The 13,721-nt window shown below is 43.7% G+C and carries 15 protein-coding genes; 5 read left to right on the forward strand and 10 right to left on the reverse strand.

Annotated features, from left to right (window positions below; genetic code table 11):
* Positions 1-3 precede the first annotated feature (3 nt).
* The 7 genes from KVG29_RS02235 to polX all read right to left on the reverse strand — a co-directional run bounded on the left by KVG29_RS02235 (position 4) and on the right by polX (position 6,854).
* A complete protein-coding gene (locus KVG29_RS02235) occupies positions 4-978 on the reverse strand; it encodes a small ribosomal subunit Rsm22 family protein (RefSeq protein WP_252226147.1) in 975 nt (324 codons plus the stop codon).
* Between the two features lie 18 nt (positions 979-996).
* The gene (locus KVG29_RS02240) at positions 997-2,481 is read right to left on the reverse strand and encodes an MATE family efflux transporter (RefSeq protein ID WP_252226148.1); all 1,485 of its coding nucleotides are present in this window, start codon (positions 2,479-2,481) and stop codon (positions 997-999) included.
* A 123-nt stretch (positions 2,482-2,604) separates the two neighbouring features.
* On the reverse strand, positions 2,605-3,909 hold the full coding sequence (locus KVG29_RS02245) for an ADP-ribosylglycohydrolase family protein (protein WP_252226150.1): 1,305 nt from the start codon (positions 3,907-3,909) through the stop codon (positions 2,605-2,607).
* 166 nt (positions 3,910-4,075) lie between these two features.
* Positions 4,076-4,474 (reverse strand): type II toxin-antitoxin system VapC family toxin, encoded by a 399-nt coding sequence (gene vapC, locus KVG29_RS02250; protein WP_252226152.1) that lies wholly within the window; start codon positions 4,472-4,474, stop codon positions 4,076-4,078.
* A complete protein-coding gene (locus tag KVG29_RS02255; protein ID WP_204487540.1) occupies positions 4,461-4,670 on the reverse strand; it encodes a type II toxin-antitoxin system VapB family antitoxin in 210 nt (69 codons plus the stop codon). The genes vapC and KVG29_RS02255 overlap by 14 nt, the downstream gene beginning before the upstream one ends.
* 101 nt (positions 4,671-4,771) lie before the next feature.
* Complete coding sequence (locus tag KVG29_RS02260; RefSeq protein WP_252226154.1) at positions 4,772-5,038, reverse strand: hypothetical protein; 267 nt, start codon at positions 5,036-5,038, stop codon at positions 4,772-4,774.
* 103 nt (positions 5,039-5,141) lie between these two features.
* The gene (gene polX, locus KVG29_RS02265; RefSeq protein WP_252226155.1) at positions 5,142-6,854 is read right to left on the reverse strand and encodes a DNA polymerase/3'-5' exonuclease PolX; all 1,713 of its coding nucleotides are present in this window, start codon (positions 6,852-6,854) and stop codon (positions 5,142-5,144) included.
* A gap of 291 nt (positions 6,855-7,145) precedes the next feature.
* Here polX and KVG29_RS12570 point away from each other — a divergent pair, with 291 nt between their 5' ends.
* A complete protein-coding gene (locus KVG29_RS12570) occupies positions 7,146-7,253 on the forward strand; it encodes a hypothetical protein (protein WP_420840516.1) in 108 nt (35 codons plus the stop codon).
* Here KVG29_RS12570 and KVG29_RS02270 read toward each other — a convergent pair.
* Together KVG29_RS02270 and KVG29_RS02275 are read right to left on the reverse strand one after the other, a co-directional pair.
* Positions 7,228-7,542 carry a PadR family transcriptional regulator gene (locus tag KVG29_RS02270; protein ID WP_252226157.1) on the reverse strand — a complete coding sequence of 105 codons (315 nt, stop codon included), beginning with the start codon at positions 7,540-7,542 and terminating at the stop codon, positions 7,228-7,230. The two genes, KVG29_RS12570 and KVG29_RS02270, sit on opposite strands and share 26 nt — an antisense overlap.
* Positions 7,543-7,566: 24 nt before the next feature.
* Positions 7,567-8,367, reverse strand: coding sequence for an RDD family protein (locus KVG29_RS02275; protein ID WP_252226159.1), 801 nt, complete (start codon positions 8,365-8,367; stop codon positions 7,567-7,569).
* Between the two features lie 307 nt (positions 8,368-8,674).
* Between KVG29_RS02275 and KVG29_RS02280 the strand changes: the two genes are divergently transcribed.
* A complete protein-coding gene (locus KVG29_RS02280) occupies positions 8,675-10,012 on the forward strand; it encodes a glycoside hydrolase family 30 protein (RefSeq protein ID WP_252226161.1) in 1,338 nt (445 codons plus the stop codon).
* Between the two features lie 132 nt (positions 10,013-10,144).
* Here KVG29_RS02280 and KVG29_RS02285 read toward each other — a convergent pair whose 3' ends face one another.
* Entirely contained in the window at positions 10,145-10,579 is a 435-nt protein-coding gene (locus tag KVG29_RS02285; RefSeq protein ID WP_252226163.1) for an OsmC family protein, read from the reverse strand.
* Positions 10,580-10,858: 279 nt separating this feature from the next.
* Between KVG29_RS02285 and KVG29_RS02290 the strand changes: the two genes are divergently transcribed.
* From KVG29_RS02290 to pstA, 3 genes are all read left to right on the forward strand, one after another.
* Positions 10,859-11,758: a substrate-binding domain-containing protein gene (locus KVG29_RS02290; RefSeq protein WP_252226165.1), complete on the forward strand. Its 900-nt coding sequence runs from the start codon at positions 10,859-10,861 to the stop codon at positions 11,756-11,758.
* 246 nt (positions 11,759-12,004) lie between these two features.
* Positions 12,005-12,856 (forward strand): phosphate ABC transporter permease subunit PstC, encoded by an 852-nt coding sequence (gene pstC, locus KVG29_RS02295; RefSeq protein WP_252226167.1) that lies wholly within the window; start codon positions 12,005-12,007, stop codon positions 12,854-12,856.
* Positions 12,853-13,719 carry a phosphate ABC transporter permease PstA gene (pstA, locus tag KVG29_RS02300; protein WP_252226169.1) on the forward strand — a complete coding sequence of 289 codons (867 nt, stop codon included), beginning with the start codon at positions 12,853-12,855 and terminating at the stop codon, positions 13,717-13,719. The genes pstC and pstA overlap by 4 nt, the downstream gene beginning before the upstream one ends.
* Positions 13,720-13,721 lie beyond the last annotated feature (2 nt).

Raw genomic sequence — 13,721 nt, forward strand, 5'->3', positions numbered from 1 at the left:
AGATTACCAATATACAATCGAACCCCAGTCCAGCTTGCGGGCTTCTTTAAACCTCTCCTTGTCCTTTCGAGTAATAGTCACATTTACAATGCCTTGAGGGGTACACAGTTTGAGATCGATGTGCCCCTTTCTTATTTGCGGATGTCGCACAACTATACCTTTTATGTCTGATCCCGGGATGCGGGACAAACACACAAAAGAAAACTTCTCGTCTTCATACGAGAGAGTGCCACCTTTGATTTGCCTGTGCAGCCGGGTACGGCTCAACCTCTGTGAAAAATGGCACCAGTCATTCTCCGGAACTGGACAGAAATTGCCATGGGGACACGGTGCTACAATACTGGCACCCTGCGCCAGCAGCCGCTCCCGTATATGCCTTATCAATGAAAATCCAGCAGGCGTCCCCGGCTCTATAAAGATCAAAATTGATCCGGTTCTCTCCCATAGCCTTAACACAAACGATTCTATGCTCTGCGGAGGCAGCTCGTTGAGCACATACGAGGCTATCACCACGTCATGCTGAGGTGCGTTCCATTCGCCCACCACGTCAACCTTCATCCACTCAGCCTGCCGTATAGAGGGTAGGCTGGCATATTTAACTAATTTTTTGCCAATATCTATCATATTCTGCTCTCGCTCAATGAGAGTTATATGCTCCAGCTCCGGCCACACCATAGTAGCAGCCCACATGGCAGTACCCGGCCCAGCTCCCACATCTAAAAGCGTCTTAGGGCTTAAAGCCGGCAGCCGTTCCTTCACCTGGGACAGAGCAAAATAGGCGGCGGCAAATGTGGCGGGCAACCTGAAAGCCACATAAGCCAATGCTTCTTCATAAGTACAAATATAGGGTTCCCTGCCCAAAATCTTGCCACTGCGATAATCCTCAGAAAGCTTAGATGCAAGAGCCGCAAGCTTCTTTACAGGCAAAAACGCAAGCTGCTCCTCTATCGCAGTGCTCAACCCAAATGGCGGTTCCATACACCAGTCCCCTTATCGCTATACTTTTATGGTTTTCCATTTGCCCGAATTAAACCTCAGCAGCACCAGCAACGATCGGAGAAATTGATCAGCCATCAAAGCAATCCACGCACCTATCAGTCCCCATTTTAATACGTGAATGGTAAACATAGCCAATCCTGGACGTACCAACAGAACAGTTATAAATATAATCATCGCAGTGGCCCTTGTATCCCCTGCACCTCTCAAAGCGCCGGCCAAAATAAGCTGAGACGACTGAAAAGGCTGAATAACAGCCACCAGCATGAGTATTTGAGCGCCCTGCTCTATAACCACCTCATCATTGGTATACAGCGCCACTATTTCCTTTCCAAACAGGACAAATATCAGAGCAAGCACTAGAGAAACTATCATCCCCATACGCCTTGTATACCTGCTGTAGGCCTGGGCCATGTCAGGGCGCCTTCTCCCCAAGCTCTGTCCTGTAAGCGAAGTAGCAGATACGCCAAAGGCTTGACCATTCATAAACGACATGGATTGAATATTCATACATACATTGTGGGTTGCAAAAGCCACTGTCCCCAGAGATGCAACGGTTACCGAATAGGCTATCATCCCCGCTCTCATAACCAGCTGTTCAACCATTGCAGGCATACCTATATTAAATATGCTTTTCATTATGTCCCATTTCGGCCTAAAGTCATCTTTGAAGCTGATCTTAAGGTATTGATTCCCTCGCAGTACATAAAACATAGCCAGCACAAAGGCTACGCACTGTCCTATGACGGTTGCTATAGACGCACCGGCCACTTCCATCCTGGGAAAGCCAAGATGTCCATATATCAGCATATAATTGAATATCACATTAACCACGTTGGCGATTAGATTATACATCATTGCCGTCCTTGAATCCCCAATGCCCCGCAGAGCCGCCGTAATGGTACTAGTCAAGGCCAAAATCACAAAACCTACCATTTGAATCTTTAAATAAACTGTACCACCGGCCAACGTCTGCTCATCGGCTGCCCCCATAAAACGCACCATCGGTTCCGAAAATATAAAGCCTATAATTGAAGAAATCGCCGATAACACAAACGTCAGCACCAGCGCCTGACGCAAAACTGTGTTTGCTTTTTGTTGATTGCCCTCACCCTTGTACCGCGCAATTAACGCGGTAGCTCCTACATTCATGGCCATAAACATGGTCATAAGCAAAAACTTGGGCTGATTTGTCAACCCGACAGCAGCAATAGCCCACGGTCCCAGCTGGCCCACCATCATCATGTCAGCCATGGATGCCAGCTGCGTAAGAATAAATTCCATAAATGCCGGCCATGCTATCCTAATAATATCCTGATACAACATCTTTGAAGTTATTCCTGGTGGGAGATGTTTTGTTACACGCTCCGGTTGTTCACAGCTGTCCAAATGACCAGGTTCTACCAATTCAAGGGCTAGTTGCACCGGCCCGCGAGGTTCACGTGTACGATGCTTGAGCGTCAAGTTGCCCAGCTTGACATCCATCTTTCTCTGCACTTCCTTTAAACTATAAAATTACATATATGAAATATCATACAATAAATAAAACGATACGCTTAGCAATGCAAAAAAGCAAAAAACTTTAAATCACATTTGCATCATTTAATACTAGCACTCCAATATTTTCTCAGCTTGTATAGCAAATCTATTTATCACATCGTCTATTTTAAATACTTCTGCACCATTCATATATGTGTATATCGTATTATTAAAAGATTTGTACCAGTGTTCAGGTATCCCCTTTTTTCCAACTATTGCGCCCACTATGCTTCCAGCTGTGGCTGCAGTGCAATCATTATCTAACCCCATAGCCACCGTCTGTGAAAGCACCTTAGTAACATCTGTTCCCCCTATTATTAATCCAAAAATTGTCAAACACGCATTGTTTATAGTATGCACACTGCTCATACCCTTAAACCGTTCATCCACAGCCTGGCGTGCATCATGATAATCCTTTATGTTTTTTGCTTCCTCAAGTGCCCATCTGACTGCTTGTGCTAAAAGGCAGTCGCTAGGAATCTCTGTAAGTCCTATCTTAATGGCGTCCACACAATTGTCAACCTCAAAGGCAGCAGCCTGAGCAGCGCTAAAAAACATCTCGCCGTATATGCCATTACGCCTGTGACTAAGATAAGCATCCCTGTACGCCATTTCAGCAGCTTTTTCAGGATATCCAGGTGCCATATAAGCCCACGGATCTGAACGTATAGAGGCGCCTATCCATTGACAATACGGGTTACTCTTATCAGCAGCTTGATAAGCGCTTATACCAGCCTTTATATTCTTTAAAGCTATATCCTCTGCTGTACATGCCATGGGCAAATATTTTTCCCACGCCTTTGCCACATCCTCGGTCGTAAAATCTTTACCATATTCTTCTACTATTAAAAGTCCTAGTAAGGTATATGTAATATCGTCATCTACCGGCACACCACACATTCCATCACGCGTATAGGTATAATTTGGACTTTTACCATATCGAATGTTTGAAGGATTCTTAGCCTGGGACCAGTAATCAACAGGCGGAAAAGGATCGCCAATAAAATTAGCCCATTCTTGCATACTCTCTATTGACCAACCCTCCACAATAGCCCCGAGGGTACAACCTGCCATACGCGCAAGAAGGGCTCCTTCCAATTTCTCCACATACTTATCTTTTTGAAATTTTTTCCATAACCTTCTAGGCCCATCCAGCCTTAAACTACGAATTTCATTTAAAGAATTTGGCTCTTGTCGAGCCATCTGTTCATCAATTGGCAGTTGATTTATACGAGAAATAGCATCTTCTAAACTTTTCTTGACTTCTTGAAGAATGCTTTCAACGCCCTGCGCACCGTATTCATATTGTAATTTTGCATATTCAACTAGGTGGTCAATGAGAAGATGGTAGTCGGGTATTTGTGGATACTCCATAATAACTTCCTCCTAATATTTTTGAATCCTTCTATACGCCCTACCAAAATGACAACACAACTATTACAGCTTATTATTTGTAATTACACATATCCATTATACCCTTTTACCATATTATATTCAAGAAGAAAAATATACTCCTCTCTACACTTTATCAAAATATACTTCAATATTCCTTGAGTTTCGGCTCTATACTGGCCATTAACGAAAAATTCCTATCATCATGCAAAAGATACAGGTCATTTTCTATAGCAGTCTGAGCTATTAATAGATCAATGGTGCTGCGTATAGTAATTCCATGTTTTCTGCATCTAAAATATAGCTCTGCCGCCATCTCGTAAGATTTTCTTCCATATTTCAAATTAAAGAACCTCTGGCTTCCAAGATATTCCTTCAATAAATTAAATTCTTTTTTAGTCCTTGCTCCTTGAAGCACTTCCTGATATATGAAATCATTTATACCAAAAGGCAAATCATTTTTTATTATCATAACCAGCTTCTCGGTCTGCTTGTTTTTTATCCCTTTTAAAAAGGCTATCATCACCGATGTATCAACTAAAATCATGATTTCCCCTCATTTGTTTATAATCATAATCTTCAACAAAGCTTATCTTACCCTGAATATCCAAAAGATTTTTACGCCTCCGATTTTTTATCAGCTCTTCCAAAGCCAGGTTTACTACATCCTTTTTTGTCTTCAATCCTGTAAGCTTTTTAGCTTCTTCTATCAATTTTTCATCTATATAAATGTTAGTCCTCACATTATACACCTCCTCATGTGTATTTTAATACACATTTTATCCTATGTCAATTCATAACTTTCTGCCCAATTACTAACGCAAACAAGAAAAACAAAACACAATCACTTTCTATCTTTTGCAATAAACAAGTTTTTAACCCCTTCAACAGTGCTTTTTGTTCCCGAATACAATCCAGATGCTGCCAGGCCAAGAGCAAGTCCTACAAGTATTCCTTTTTTAATATCATCGGGCGAGAGGTATACCACTCCAATGGCTATCCCGAGCAATACCGATACAAACGCAGCAAACTTGGATGGAAGCCCGATCTGCTTTAAGAGCTCCACTATGCCCACGATAAGCGGAATAATTGCGATATCATATATGGTCATTGAACCCCTCCCATATTAACAAATCTATCAATATCATCTCTATGCACCAAGAGGAAAAATAATCACAAAAAAATCAGGGATCGTATCCCTGCTTTTTGCCCTTTTATATCTTTTTCAAAAAGTGTAAGACCTGCTGTATATCATACGTGTTTATGACATCCTTGGCCTCAAGCCAGCCCTTTCTGGCAATTCCAATGCCGTATTTTACGTCTTCAAGCCCTTCTACGCTGTGGGCATCGGGACATATGGCAAACTTCACGCCTTTTCCTTTAGCATATTTTATGTACCTCCAGTCAAGGTCCAGCCTGTAGGGACTTGAGTTTATCTCAATTATCTTACCGTAATCCCTAGCAGCTTCAATGACCTCATACACATCGATGTCGTAGCCTTCCCTTGAAAGCAAAAGCCTGCCGGTAAGATGCCCTATAATGTCGATGTGCTTATTCTCAATGGCCTTTATCACTCTCCTGGTCATCTCTTCCCTGCTCATCTTAAAATGGGAATGGATCGATGCTATCACCAAATCGAACTTCTCTAAGACGTCATCACTGTAATCAAGGGAGCCGTCAGGCAGTATGTCCACTTCTATACCTTTCAATATAACTATATCATCATACTTCTTGTTCAAGGCTTCTATCTCTTCCCATTGTGTTAAAAGCCTTTCCTCATCAAGACCACCGGCATAAAAAGCAGATTTGCTGTGGTCGGTGATGGCTATGTACCTATATCCCAGTTCTCGAGCTCTTTGTACAACATCAGCTAGAGAATTTCGCCCATCACTGTACGTCGTATGTACATGGAATATGCCCTTCAAATCCTTCTCTTCCACCAGTGAAGGAATCTGCCTTCTTTCGGCCGCCTCAATTTCCCCGGCATTTTCTCTGAGCTCGGGTGGAATATAGCCTAGATTGAGCTTTTCAAAAATTTCTTCCTCCGAAGCACACCTTATTAAAAAATCGTCCTTGAAAAGGCCGTACTCGTTCATCTTTATGCCCATGGTTTTTGCCCTGTGCCTCATGGCAGTATTGTGTTCTTTGCTCCCCGTAAAGTGATGCAGAGCATAAGGAAACTCCTCATCCCTTACCACCCTTAAATCAACATTTATACCGGAATTCAAAATGATGCTGGTCTTGGTATCCCCTTTGGCAGCTACATCTTTCATACCCTGGTAGTTCACAAAGCAGTCCATCAGTCTATCAGGTTGGGTAGAAGTGGCCAGTATATCTATATCCTTCACGATCTCCTTTTTGCGCCGTATGCTGCCCGCCACCTCACACCTTACTACAAGGCCTGTACTTTCCAAATATTCTTTAAGCTTTACAGCTTCCTCATAGGCTTCAAAATAGAGATGATGCCCGCTGAACTGTTTTATAAACTGTATTCCTTCAAAGATCTTCCTTTGGGTCTTTTCTCCAAAACCCGGAAGACTAACCAGCCTATTCTCAATGCAGGCATACTCCAGTTCTCCTATCGTCGTAATGCCCAGCTTGTCGTACAAAACCTTTACCTTTTTAGGTCCCAGACTGGGAATTTTAAGCATCTCCACAAGGCCAGGAGGCACAGACGCCTTTAACTCTTCGTAGTATTTGAGCCTCCCTGTAGTCACAAGCTCGGTAAGCTTTTTATTGAGGGCCTCCCCGATGCCCTTTACATCCTTGAGCCGCCCTTCGTTGACCAGCGTCTCCAAGTCCTCATCGAGGACCTCGATGATGCGGGCAGCATTGTAGTAAGCTCTTGATTTAAAAGGGTTTTCCCCTTTAAGCTCGAGCAAAAGCCCGATCTCGTTCAATATATCCACCACACTTTTTTTATCCATATTTCACCACTTCGCTGTTGAAAACGTATAAAAACGTCAAGCGTTTTTCGGTTGTACTAAACGCCAACACGTTTTCCTCATGTCGCTCCATTTAACTTCCTACATCTTTTAATATTACTTATAAAGTGCCAAAAATACAATAGCAACCGACAAAAATAGCGTTTGACCATCAGTTTAAACTTGTCATATCGTATATGCCATCATATTATTCGCGCTCAACTAAGAATAGAACAAAAACTCGACCAGTTAAACAAGGTCTTTGAAAAATATCCAAGCATTATTGCTGTGGTAGTGTTTGAATCGTATAACACTCCCTATTACAATCAAAACAGCAATATCGACTTTGGAATCATATATGATGAAGATAAATCCCTTAAAAAGGTATCCCTAACCTTCTAACACCTTCGACCATCTTCTGCCATTCTGCAATCATCCTGCGAAGGTAATCGATGCCAGCCGGAGTAATCCGGTAATATTTTCTAGCAGGCCCGCTAGGGGAATCTTTTGTGTACGTGTGGGTGTACCCTTCAGCATTTAGCCGCCTAAGTATCGCGTATATTGAGCCATCGTATACATCGCTAAACTGTTCCTGAATGGTCTTCATTATCTCATAACCGTATAGCTCTTTATCTTTCAACTGGTAAAGAATACATAACTCCAGTACACCCTTTTTTAGCTGAGTATTCATAGCACTCCTATGTTCCCCCTTAATTCATCCTCTTGTTTTTTCTCTGATATCCTCAACCACGAGGGTTCCCGCCAATTTATCATGAACAGTATTGTTTGTTTTTGAAAAAACCGCCCAGAAAAATGAAATAATATAGGATAAGCTCGAAGTCATAGTTGCAAGTAGAACTTTGCCTATAAACTGACGCACGAACACATCGATAGGTCTTAAAGCAGTTCTATCCCTTTTTACAACCTTTATATTCATAAGCCGCATGCCTATAGTCCTGTCCTTCATTATTATCATACACAGCGTACTGTACAGCCAGAAGAAGACAAAACACGCAAGTGTAAGAACAATGTGTACAGCATTTATGCCGGGCTCAGTATATGAAAGAATAACGCCAGATCCAGCGGATGCAGAATGATTAAGGATAAAAGCACGGGAAATAAGGAATACGAGAACCATTGGATTATACATCATTATAGGTGAGGTAAGCAAAATTACACTTTCGGGTGTTTTCCCGATTAAGAGCAAAACCAATGGAATCAATGACAGTATGTAATCAATGATAAAGGCCACAACCCGTTTACCCAGGGGAGCAATCGGATAACTGCTCTCGGGGCTCGACTTTGATGTGCCATCATTCGGCCACTCATCTAAGATAGTCTTTGCAACCATGGCTGGAGAACCGATCATGTCCGATATCTCATCCTCGGTCTTGTTCTCGGCCTTACCCGATTCAAATATCTCATCATAATCCATAATAATGTTTTCCAGCTCATCATCGCTGATCTTGCCCATCAGGTTATACCTAAGTTCCCTTAAAAATTCGCTTTTTTTCATCGCCATCGCTCCATCACTATTATTTATTAAATATTAGATTGAATAAATTATATCACAGTATTGTTTATAAAACAATAGTTAAGCTCAAAATCAATTTATAATTTGTAGCACAAGGTGTCAAAAGTTTTTTACAACTATCCGTTGTCCGTATGATAAAAATAGTATATAATGATTATGGCAATATCGTAAATGTGACTCCATATGTAACAAAAAGTAAATTCTGATGGCTCACTTTCAATATACATCAACTGTGTAAAAAACTCCTATACAATTAACTTTTTTAAAACGATAAGAGGTGATTAACGCTATGAAAAACAACATACGAATTTTTTTAAGCGCTCGGGATACCGGTGACAGATTGGCTGAAAAGCCGCCTTTAAGCTTTCAGGACGACCCCGAAGGAATAGAATACCCGGTTATCAATGTTTACGACGATGTCGAATATCAGAAAATCATAGGTTTCGGCGGCGCCTTTACCGAGGCTGCTGCCGTTACACTCCACAAGCTCCCCGAGGATAAGCAAAACCAAGTGCTAAAAGCGTATTTCGATGAGCAAAGCGGACACGGATATACTTTTTGCCGCACCCATATGAACTCCTGCGATTTTTCTCTGGGGAATTACGCATGTGTGGAAAAAGAAGGCGATATTAAGCTTGAAAGCTTTAACATTGAAAGGGACAAACAATATATAATTCCTATGATAAAAGCCGCTAAACGGTTTGGAAATTTCCGCTTATTCATATCACCCTGGAGTCCTCCCGGCTGGATGAAGGACACCGGCATGATGAACCATGGAGGAAAACTACTACCCGAGTACCGCGATGCATGGGCACGGCACTTTGCTAAATTCATAAAAGCATACGAGGAAGAAGGCATCTCGGTTTGGGGCGTCACGGTACAAAACGAGCCCAAAGCAGTACAGCGCTGGGACTCCTGTATATTCACCGCCGAAGAAGAAAAAGATTTCGTCAAAGATTATTTGGGCCCAACACTAGAACGTGAAGGCTTTGGACACATAAAGATAATGATATGGGATCACAACAAAGAACGGCTATACGAGCGAGCAAAGGTAGCCTTTGAAGACCCTGAAGCCTCAAAATACATATGGGGAGTTGCTTTCCACTGGTATTCAGGGGATCATTTCGAGGCCCTTGAAGCAGTAAAGCGCAAATGGCCCGATAAGCCGCTGATATTGACCGAGTGTTGTGTAGAACGGCATGTGGATCGCGACGCCTGGACCAATGGTGAGAAATACGGCCACGATATAATAGGCAATCTCAACAACTATATGGAAGCATGGTGCGATTGGAACCTGGTACTTGATGAGATGGGCGGCCCCAATCACGCACAAAACTATTGTGAAGCCCCCATAATGATCGATACCAACAACGGAAATATAGAATTCAAACCATCGTATTTCTTTATAGGTCACTTCAGCAGGTTTATTAAACCGGGAAGCGTACGAATTGGTTTTAGCCGCTTTACCGACAAACTGGAATGCACGGCATTTAAGACGCCATCAGGCCAAAAGATTCTGGTTGTGATGAACAGGACCGATGATAAAATCCCATTCGTCCTTCGCCATAATGGGAAAATTGCAAAGTATGAAAGCCCTGCCCATTCAATCATGACTCTGGTTTTTTAAAGGTTTTTAAATGTATAGACAAAAGAAGGGTGCCTTCCCATAGAATCAGGCACCCATTAGTTATGTGTATTCCTGATTTTCAGTCAAAAAAAACCACGGTCATCTTTCGACATTTTGCACAACGGAGCACATCTACACCAAACTTATTTTTATCGGCGTACCGTTGGATAGGGTGTCGCTCACCGGGCATCTGTCTCCTACGGCATCAAGCCACTTCGACAGCGTTTGGGCATCGGCATCGCTATCGACCTTTATGTTGACCCTGATCTCCTTGTACCCTGCCCTCTCGGCATTGGACTTGCCCATAAACCTTGCAGGATTCAAATCGCCTTCCAGGTCGATCTGCAAGCCCTTAAGCTCGAAGCCCATCTCCTTTGCCACCACATGGCCTACCACATTTATGCATCCGGCAAGAGCGGCCAGCAGATACTCCACCGGGTTGGCCCCTGCATTGGTCCCGCCCAGGCTTTCGGGCTCATCAATGATAATCTTAAATCCCCTTGTCTCTACCACCGTCTTGGTAGGGTTTTCACTGTGTGCTTTTACTCTAAACTTCAAATCCGACATACCATCATCTCCCAAATCAATATATGTCTTTCCTAACGCGGACTACCGCCCATTAAGGAGGCAGTAACCGCCAAAGCCTAATCGCCAACAGTCAAGTAAAAACCTTCCTGACTACCGCTTCAATAGGCTTATAATTTATGTTTACCCGTTTTGGAGGCGATTAAAACATAAAAATATTTTACACAGATTTAACACAAGCTTGTCTTTAACTTTACATTGCCGCTTTACACTGGTTGGTGAAGGCAAAATGATAAATCCATATGAGAAAGGAGTTTAAGTATGAAAAAAACAGTAACCCTGTTCATGTACGCAATATTCATAGTGGCCATTTTGGCAGGATGCGGCGCTCAGGGCAACAATTCCGACAGCGCCAAAAACGGCAACGAATTTGACATCTCAAGGGAGATCCATGTAATCTCTCGTGAAGAGGGATCAGGTACCAGGGGTGCTTTCGTAGAGCTGTTTGGCATCCAGCAGAAAGACAGCAGCGGCAATGAGATCGACTATACGACGGAAGAGGCCCGCATAGTGAACAACACAGCGGTAATGATGACATCTGTCGCAGGAGACAAATACTCCATAGGATATATATCCCTGGGTTCTTTAAATGATACCGTAAAAGCCCTCAAAATCGACGGGGTTGAGCCCACGGTAGGCAACGTAAAAAGCAGAGAGTACAAAATCGCCCGTCCCTTCATCATTGCCACAAAAGGCGAAATAAACAAAGTGGTACAGGACTTTATAGAGTTTATCATGAGCAGCGATGGCCAAAGAGTGGTTGAAGAAAACGGATATATCCCGGTATTGGATAATCCGACTTACAGCGGGGATAAGCCCGCAGGCAAAATCGTAGTCGCGGGTTCGTCATCGGTCTCCCCACTTATGGAAAAGCTCAAGGAGGCCTACCTTGCTATCAATCCCAATGCACAAATTGAAATTCAGACCAGCGACTCAACCACCGGCATCAATTCGGTTATAGACGGGATATGCGATATAGGAATGTCGTCCAGAGAATTGAAAGAGAGCGAACTCAATGCCGGTTTGAACCCCATTACCATTGCAATGGACGGTCTTGTGGTAATCGTCAACAAAGGAAATCCAGCAGACAACTTGACAAGCGAGCAAGTCAGGGCCATTTTCACAGGCGAAATAACGCGGTGGTCAGAGGTGTTAGAGTAAAACTGATCATGAGATAAGCGCAGCAGTGTAAATACATGCTTTAGTTCATATTTAATCATCTTTAATTTTGATTTTAGTATAAAAAGTCTATTTTGCTGCTCAAGACGAAATCTGCAATTTTGAAGCAAAAATGACAGTATGCAAAATTGCAAGTCAAAGCGTTGCTCTATAAATCGAACATGCGGTAAATGAAGTTTCAGCAACAAGACCCATCTATCCATAATTTAAGAAGACGGTGAGACAAAGATGAAAAAATACAAAGAAAAGGTCATGCAAATGGTGTTTTTGATAGCCGCCTGTACCTCAATCCTGGCGGTAGCCTTGATTTGCGTATTCCTGTTTGCCAACGGAATACCAGCCATGGCTGAAATCGGAACACTTGATTTCCTTTTAGGCAAAAAATGGAGGCCATCCAATGACATCTACGGGATTTTGCCGATGATTTTAGGGAGCATCTATGTAACGGCCGGTGCCATAATCATAGGCGTTCCAATCGGTATACTGACGGCAGTGTACATGGCAAAGTTTTGCCCAAAGTATATATACCGTTTTTTAAAGCCCGCCGTTGACCTCCTGGCCGGTATCCCTTCGGTAGTGTACGGTTTTTTCGGGCTGGTGGTACTGGTACCATTGGTGCGCGATACCTTCGGCGGCGACGGCAGCAGCATATTGACGGCTTCCATTTTGCTGGGCATCATGATACTGCCCACCGTCATCAGCGTGAGCGAGTCGGCAATTCGCGCCGTTCCCGAGAGCTACTACCAGGGCGGCCTTGCACTCGGGGCAACCCACGAGCAGAGCGTGTTCTTCATCACCCTGCCTGCTGCCATCTCGGGTATCATGGCGGGCGTGGTGCTGGCTATCGGCCGGGCAATCGGTGAGACCATGGCCGTTATCATGGTGGCTGGAAACCAGGCAAGGATGCCTGCAGGCCCGCTCAAGGGCATCAGGACCCTCACCGCCAATATAGTAATAGAAATGGGGTATGCGGCCGACCTGCACAGGGGTGCACTCATCGCTACCGGAGTGGTGCTGTTCGTATTCATACTCATCATCAACCTCTCATTCTCCCTGCTTACGAGGAGGGCAAATAGATGATACAGATAAATGCACAGAACATACACCAAAAATTGAGAACATACAAAAGGTCTCCCCTTTCCCTTGTACTGCTGTTGCTGGTGGTATCAGCCACGATCATTACCGTAAGCGTTTTGCTGTTTATCATCGGATATATCCTAGTCAAAGGCATCCCAAACATAACCACTGATCTGTTTGCATGGAAATATACCTCTGAGAACGTGTCACTTGCCCCGGCCATCATAAACACACTTATCATCGTGATACTGGCCCTTCTTATTGCCGTGCCTTTGGGGATCTTTGCAGCCATATATCTGGTGGAGTACGCAAAGCGCGGAAACAAGCTGGTCGAAATGATAAGGCTGACCACCGAAACGTTGGCTGGCATCCCTTCCATCATCTATGGCTTGTTTGGTTTGCTGTTCTTTGTAACGGCGATGGGCTGGGGATTCTCGATTCTGGCAGGCGCCTTTACCCTTGCCATCATGATACTGCCCGTTATCATGCGCACCACAGAAGAGGCCTTAAAGGCCGTACCCGACTCATACCGCGAAGGGAGTTTTGCCCTGGGTGCAAACAAGCTGCGTACCGTCTTCAGAATCATTCTCCCCAGCGCTATGCCAGGCATTCTATCCGGCATCATCCTCAGCATAGGAAGAATAGTGGGAGAGACAGCAGCCCTCCTCTATACCGCAGGCACGGTAGCGGAAACCCCTAAAAACCTCTTTTCATCGGGCCGCACCCTATCGGTCCACATGTACGTCCTCTCGAGCGAAGGGCTGTATGTAAACCAGGCATACGCTACAGCAGTCGTGTTGCTGGTCACTGTAATTATAATAAACTGGCTGTCAAATTTTTTGGCAAAAAAAATCACGAAAGGATAGGG

Origin of the sequence: Caldicoprobacter algeriensis (genome assembly GCF_023838525.1) — a bacterium.
GTDB classification, from domain to species: domain Bacteria; phylum Bacillota; class Clostridia; order Caldicoprobacterales; family Caldicoprobacteraceae; genus Caldicoprobacter; species Caldicoprobacter algeriensis.

What these genes read in the sequence shown, in the direction of transcription:
- KVG29_RS02245 (WP_252226150.1), bottom strand. Translation starts at nt 3,909, where the DNA reads ATGGAGTATCCACAAATACCCGACTACCATCTTCTCATTGACCACCTA.
- KVG29_RS02260 (WP_252226154.1), bottom strand. Translation starts at nt 5,038, where the DNA reads ATGACCATATATGATATCGCAATTATTCCGCTTATCGTGGGCATAGTG.
- KVG29_RS02285 (WP_252226163.1), bottom strand. Translation starts at nt 10,579, where the DNA reads ATGTCGGATTTGAAGTTTAGAGTAAAAGCACACAGTGAAAACCCTACC.
- KVG29_RS02240 (WP_252226148.1), bottom strand. Translation starts at nt 2,481, where the DNA reads ATGGATGTCAAGCTGGGCAACTTGACGCTCAAGCATCGTACACGTGAA.
- KVG29_RS02275 (WP_252226159.1), bottom strand. Translation starts at nt 8,367, where the DNA reads ATGAAAAAAAGCGAATTTTTAAGGGAACTTAGGTATAACCTGATGGGC.
- KVG29_RS02280 (WP_252226161.1), top strand. Translation starts at nt 8,675, where the DNA reads ATGAAAAACAACATACGAATTTTTTTAAGCGCTCGGGATACCGGTGAC.
- polX (WP_252226155.1), bottom strand. Translation starts at nt 6,854, where the DNA reads ATGGATAAAAAAAGTGTGGTGGATATATTGAACGAGATCGGGCTTTTG.
- KVG29_RS02235 (WP_252226147.1), bottom strand. Translation starts at nt 978, where the DNA reads ATGGAACCGCCATTTGGGTTGAGCACTGCGATAGAGGAGCAGCTTGCG.
- pstA (WP_252226169.1), top strand. Translation starts at nt 12,853, where the DNA reads ATGATACAGATAAATGCACAGAACATACACCAAAAATTGAGAACATAC.
- KVG29_RS02290 (WP_252226165.1), top strand. Translation starts at nt 10,859, where the DNA reads ATGAAAAAAACAGTAACCCTGTTCATGTACGCAATATTCATAGTGGCC.
- pstC (WP_252226167.1), top strand. Translation starts at nt 12,005, where the DNA reads ATGAAAAAATACAAAGAAAAGGTCATGCAAATGGTGTTTTTGATAGCC.
- vapC (WP_252226152.1), bottom strand. Translation starts at nt 4,474, where the DNA reads ATGATTTTAGTTGATACATCGGTGATGATAGCCTTTTTAAAAGGGATA.
- KVG29_RS02270 (WP_252226157.1), bottom strand. Translation starts at nt 7,542, where the DNA reads ATGAATACTCAGCTAAAAAAGGGTGTACTGGAGTTATGTATTCTTTAC.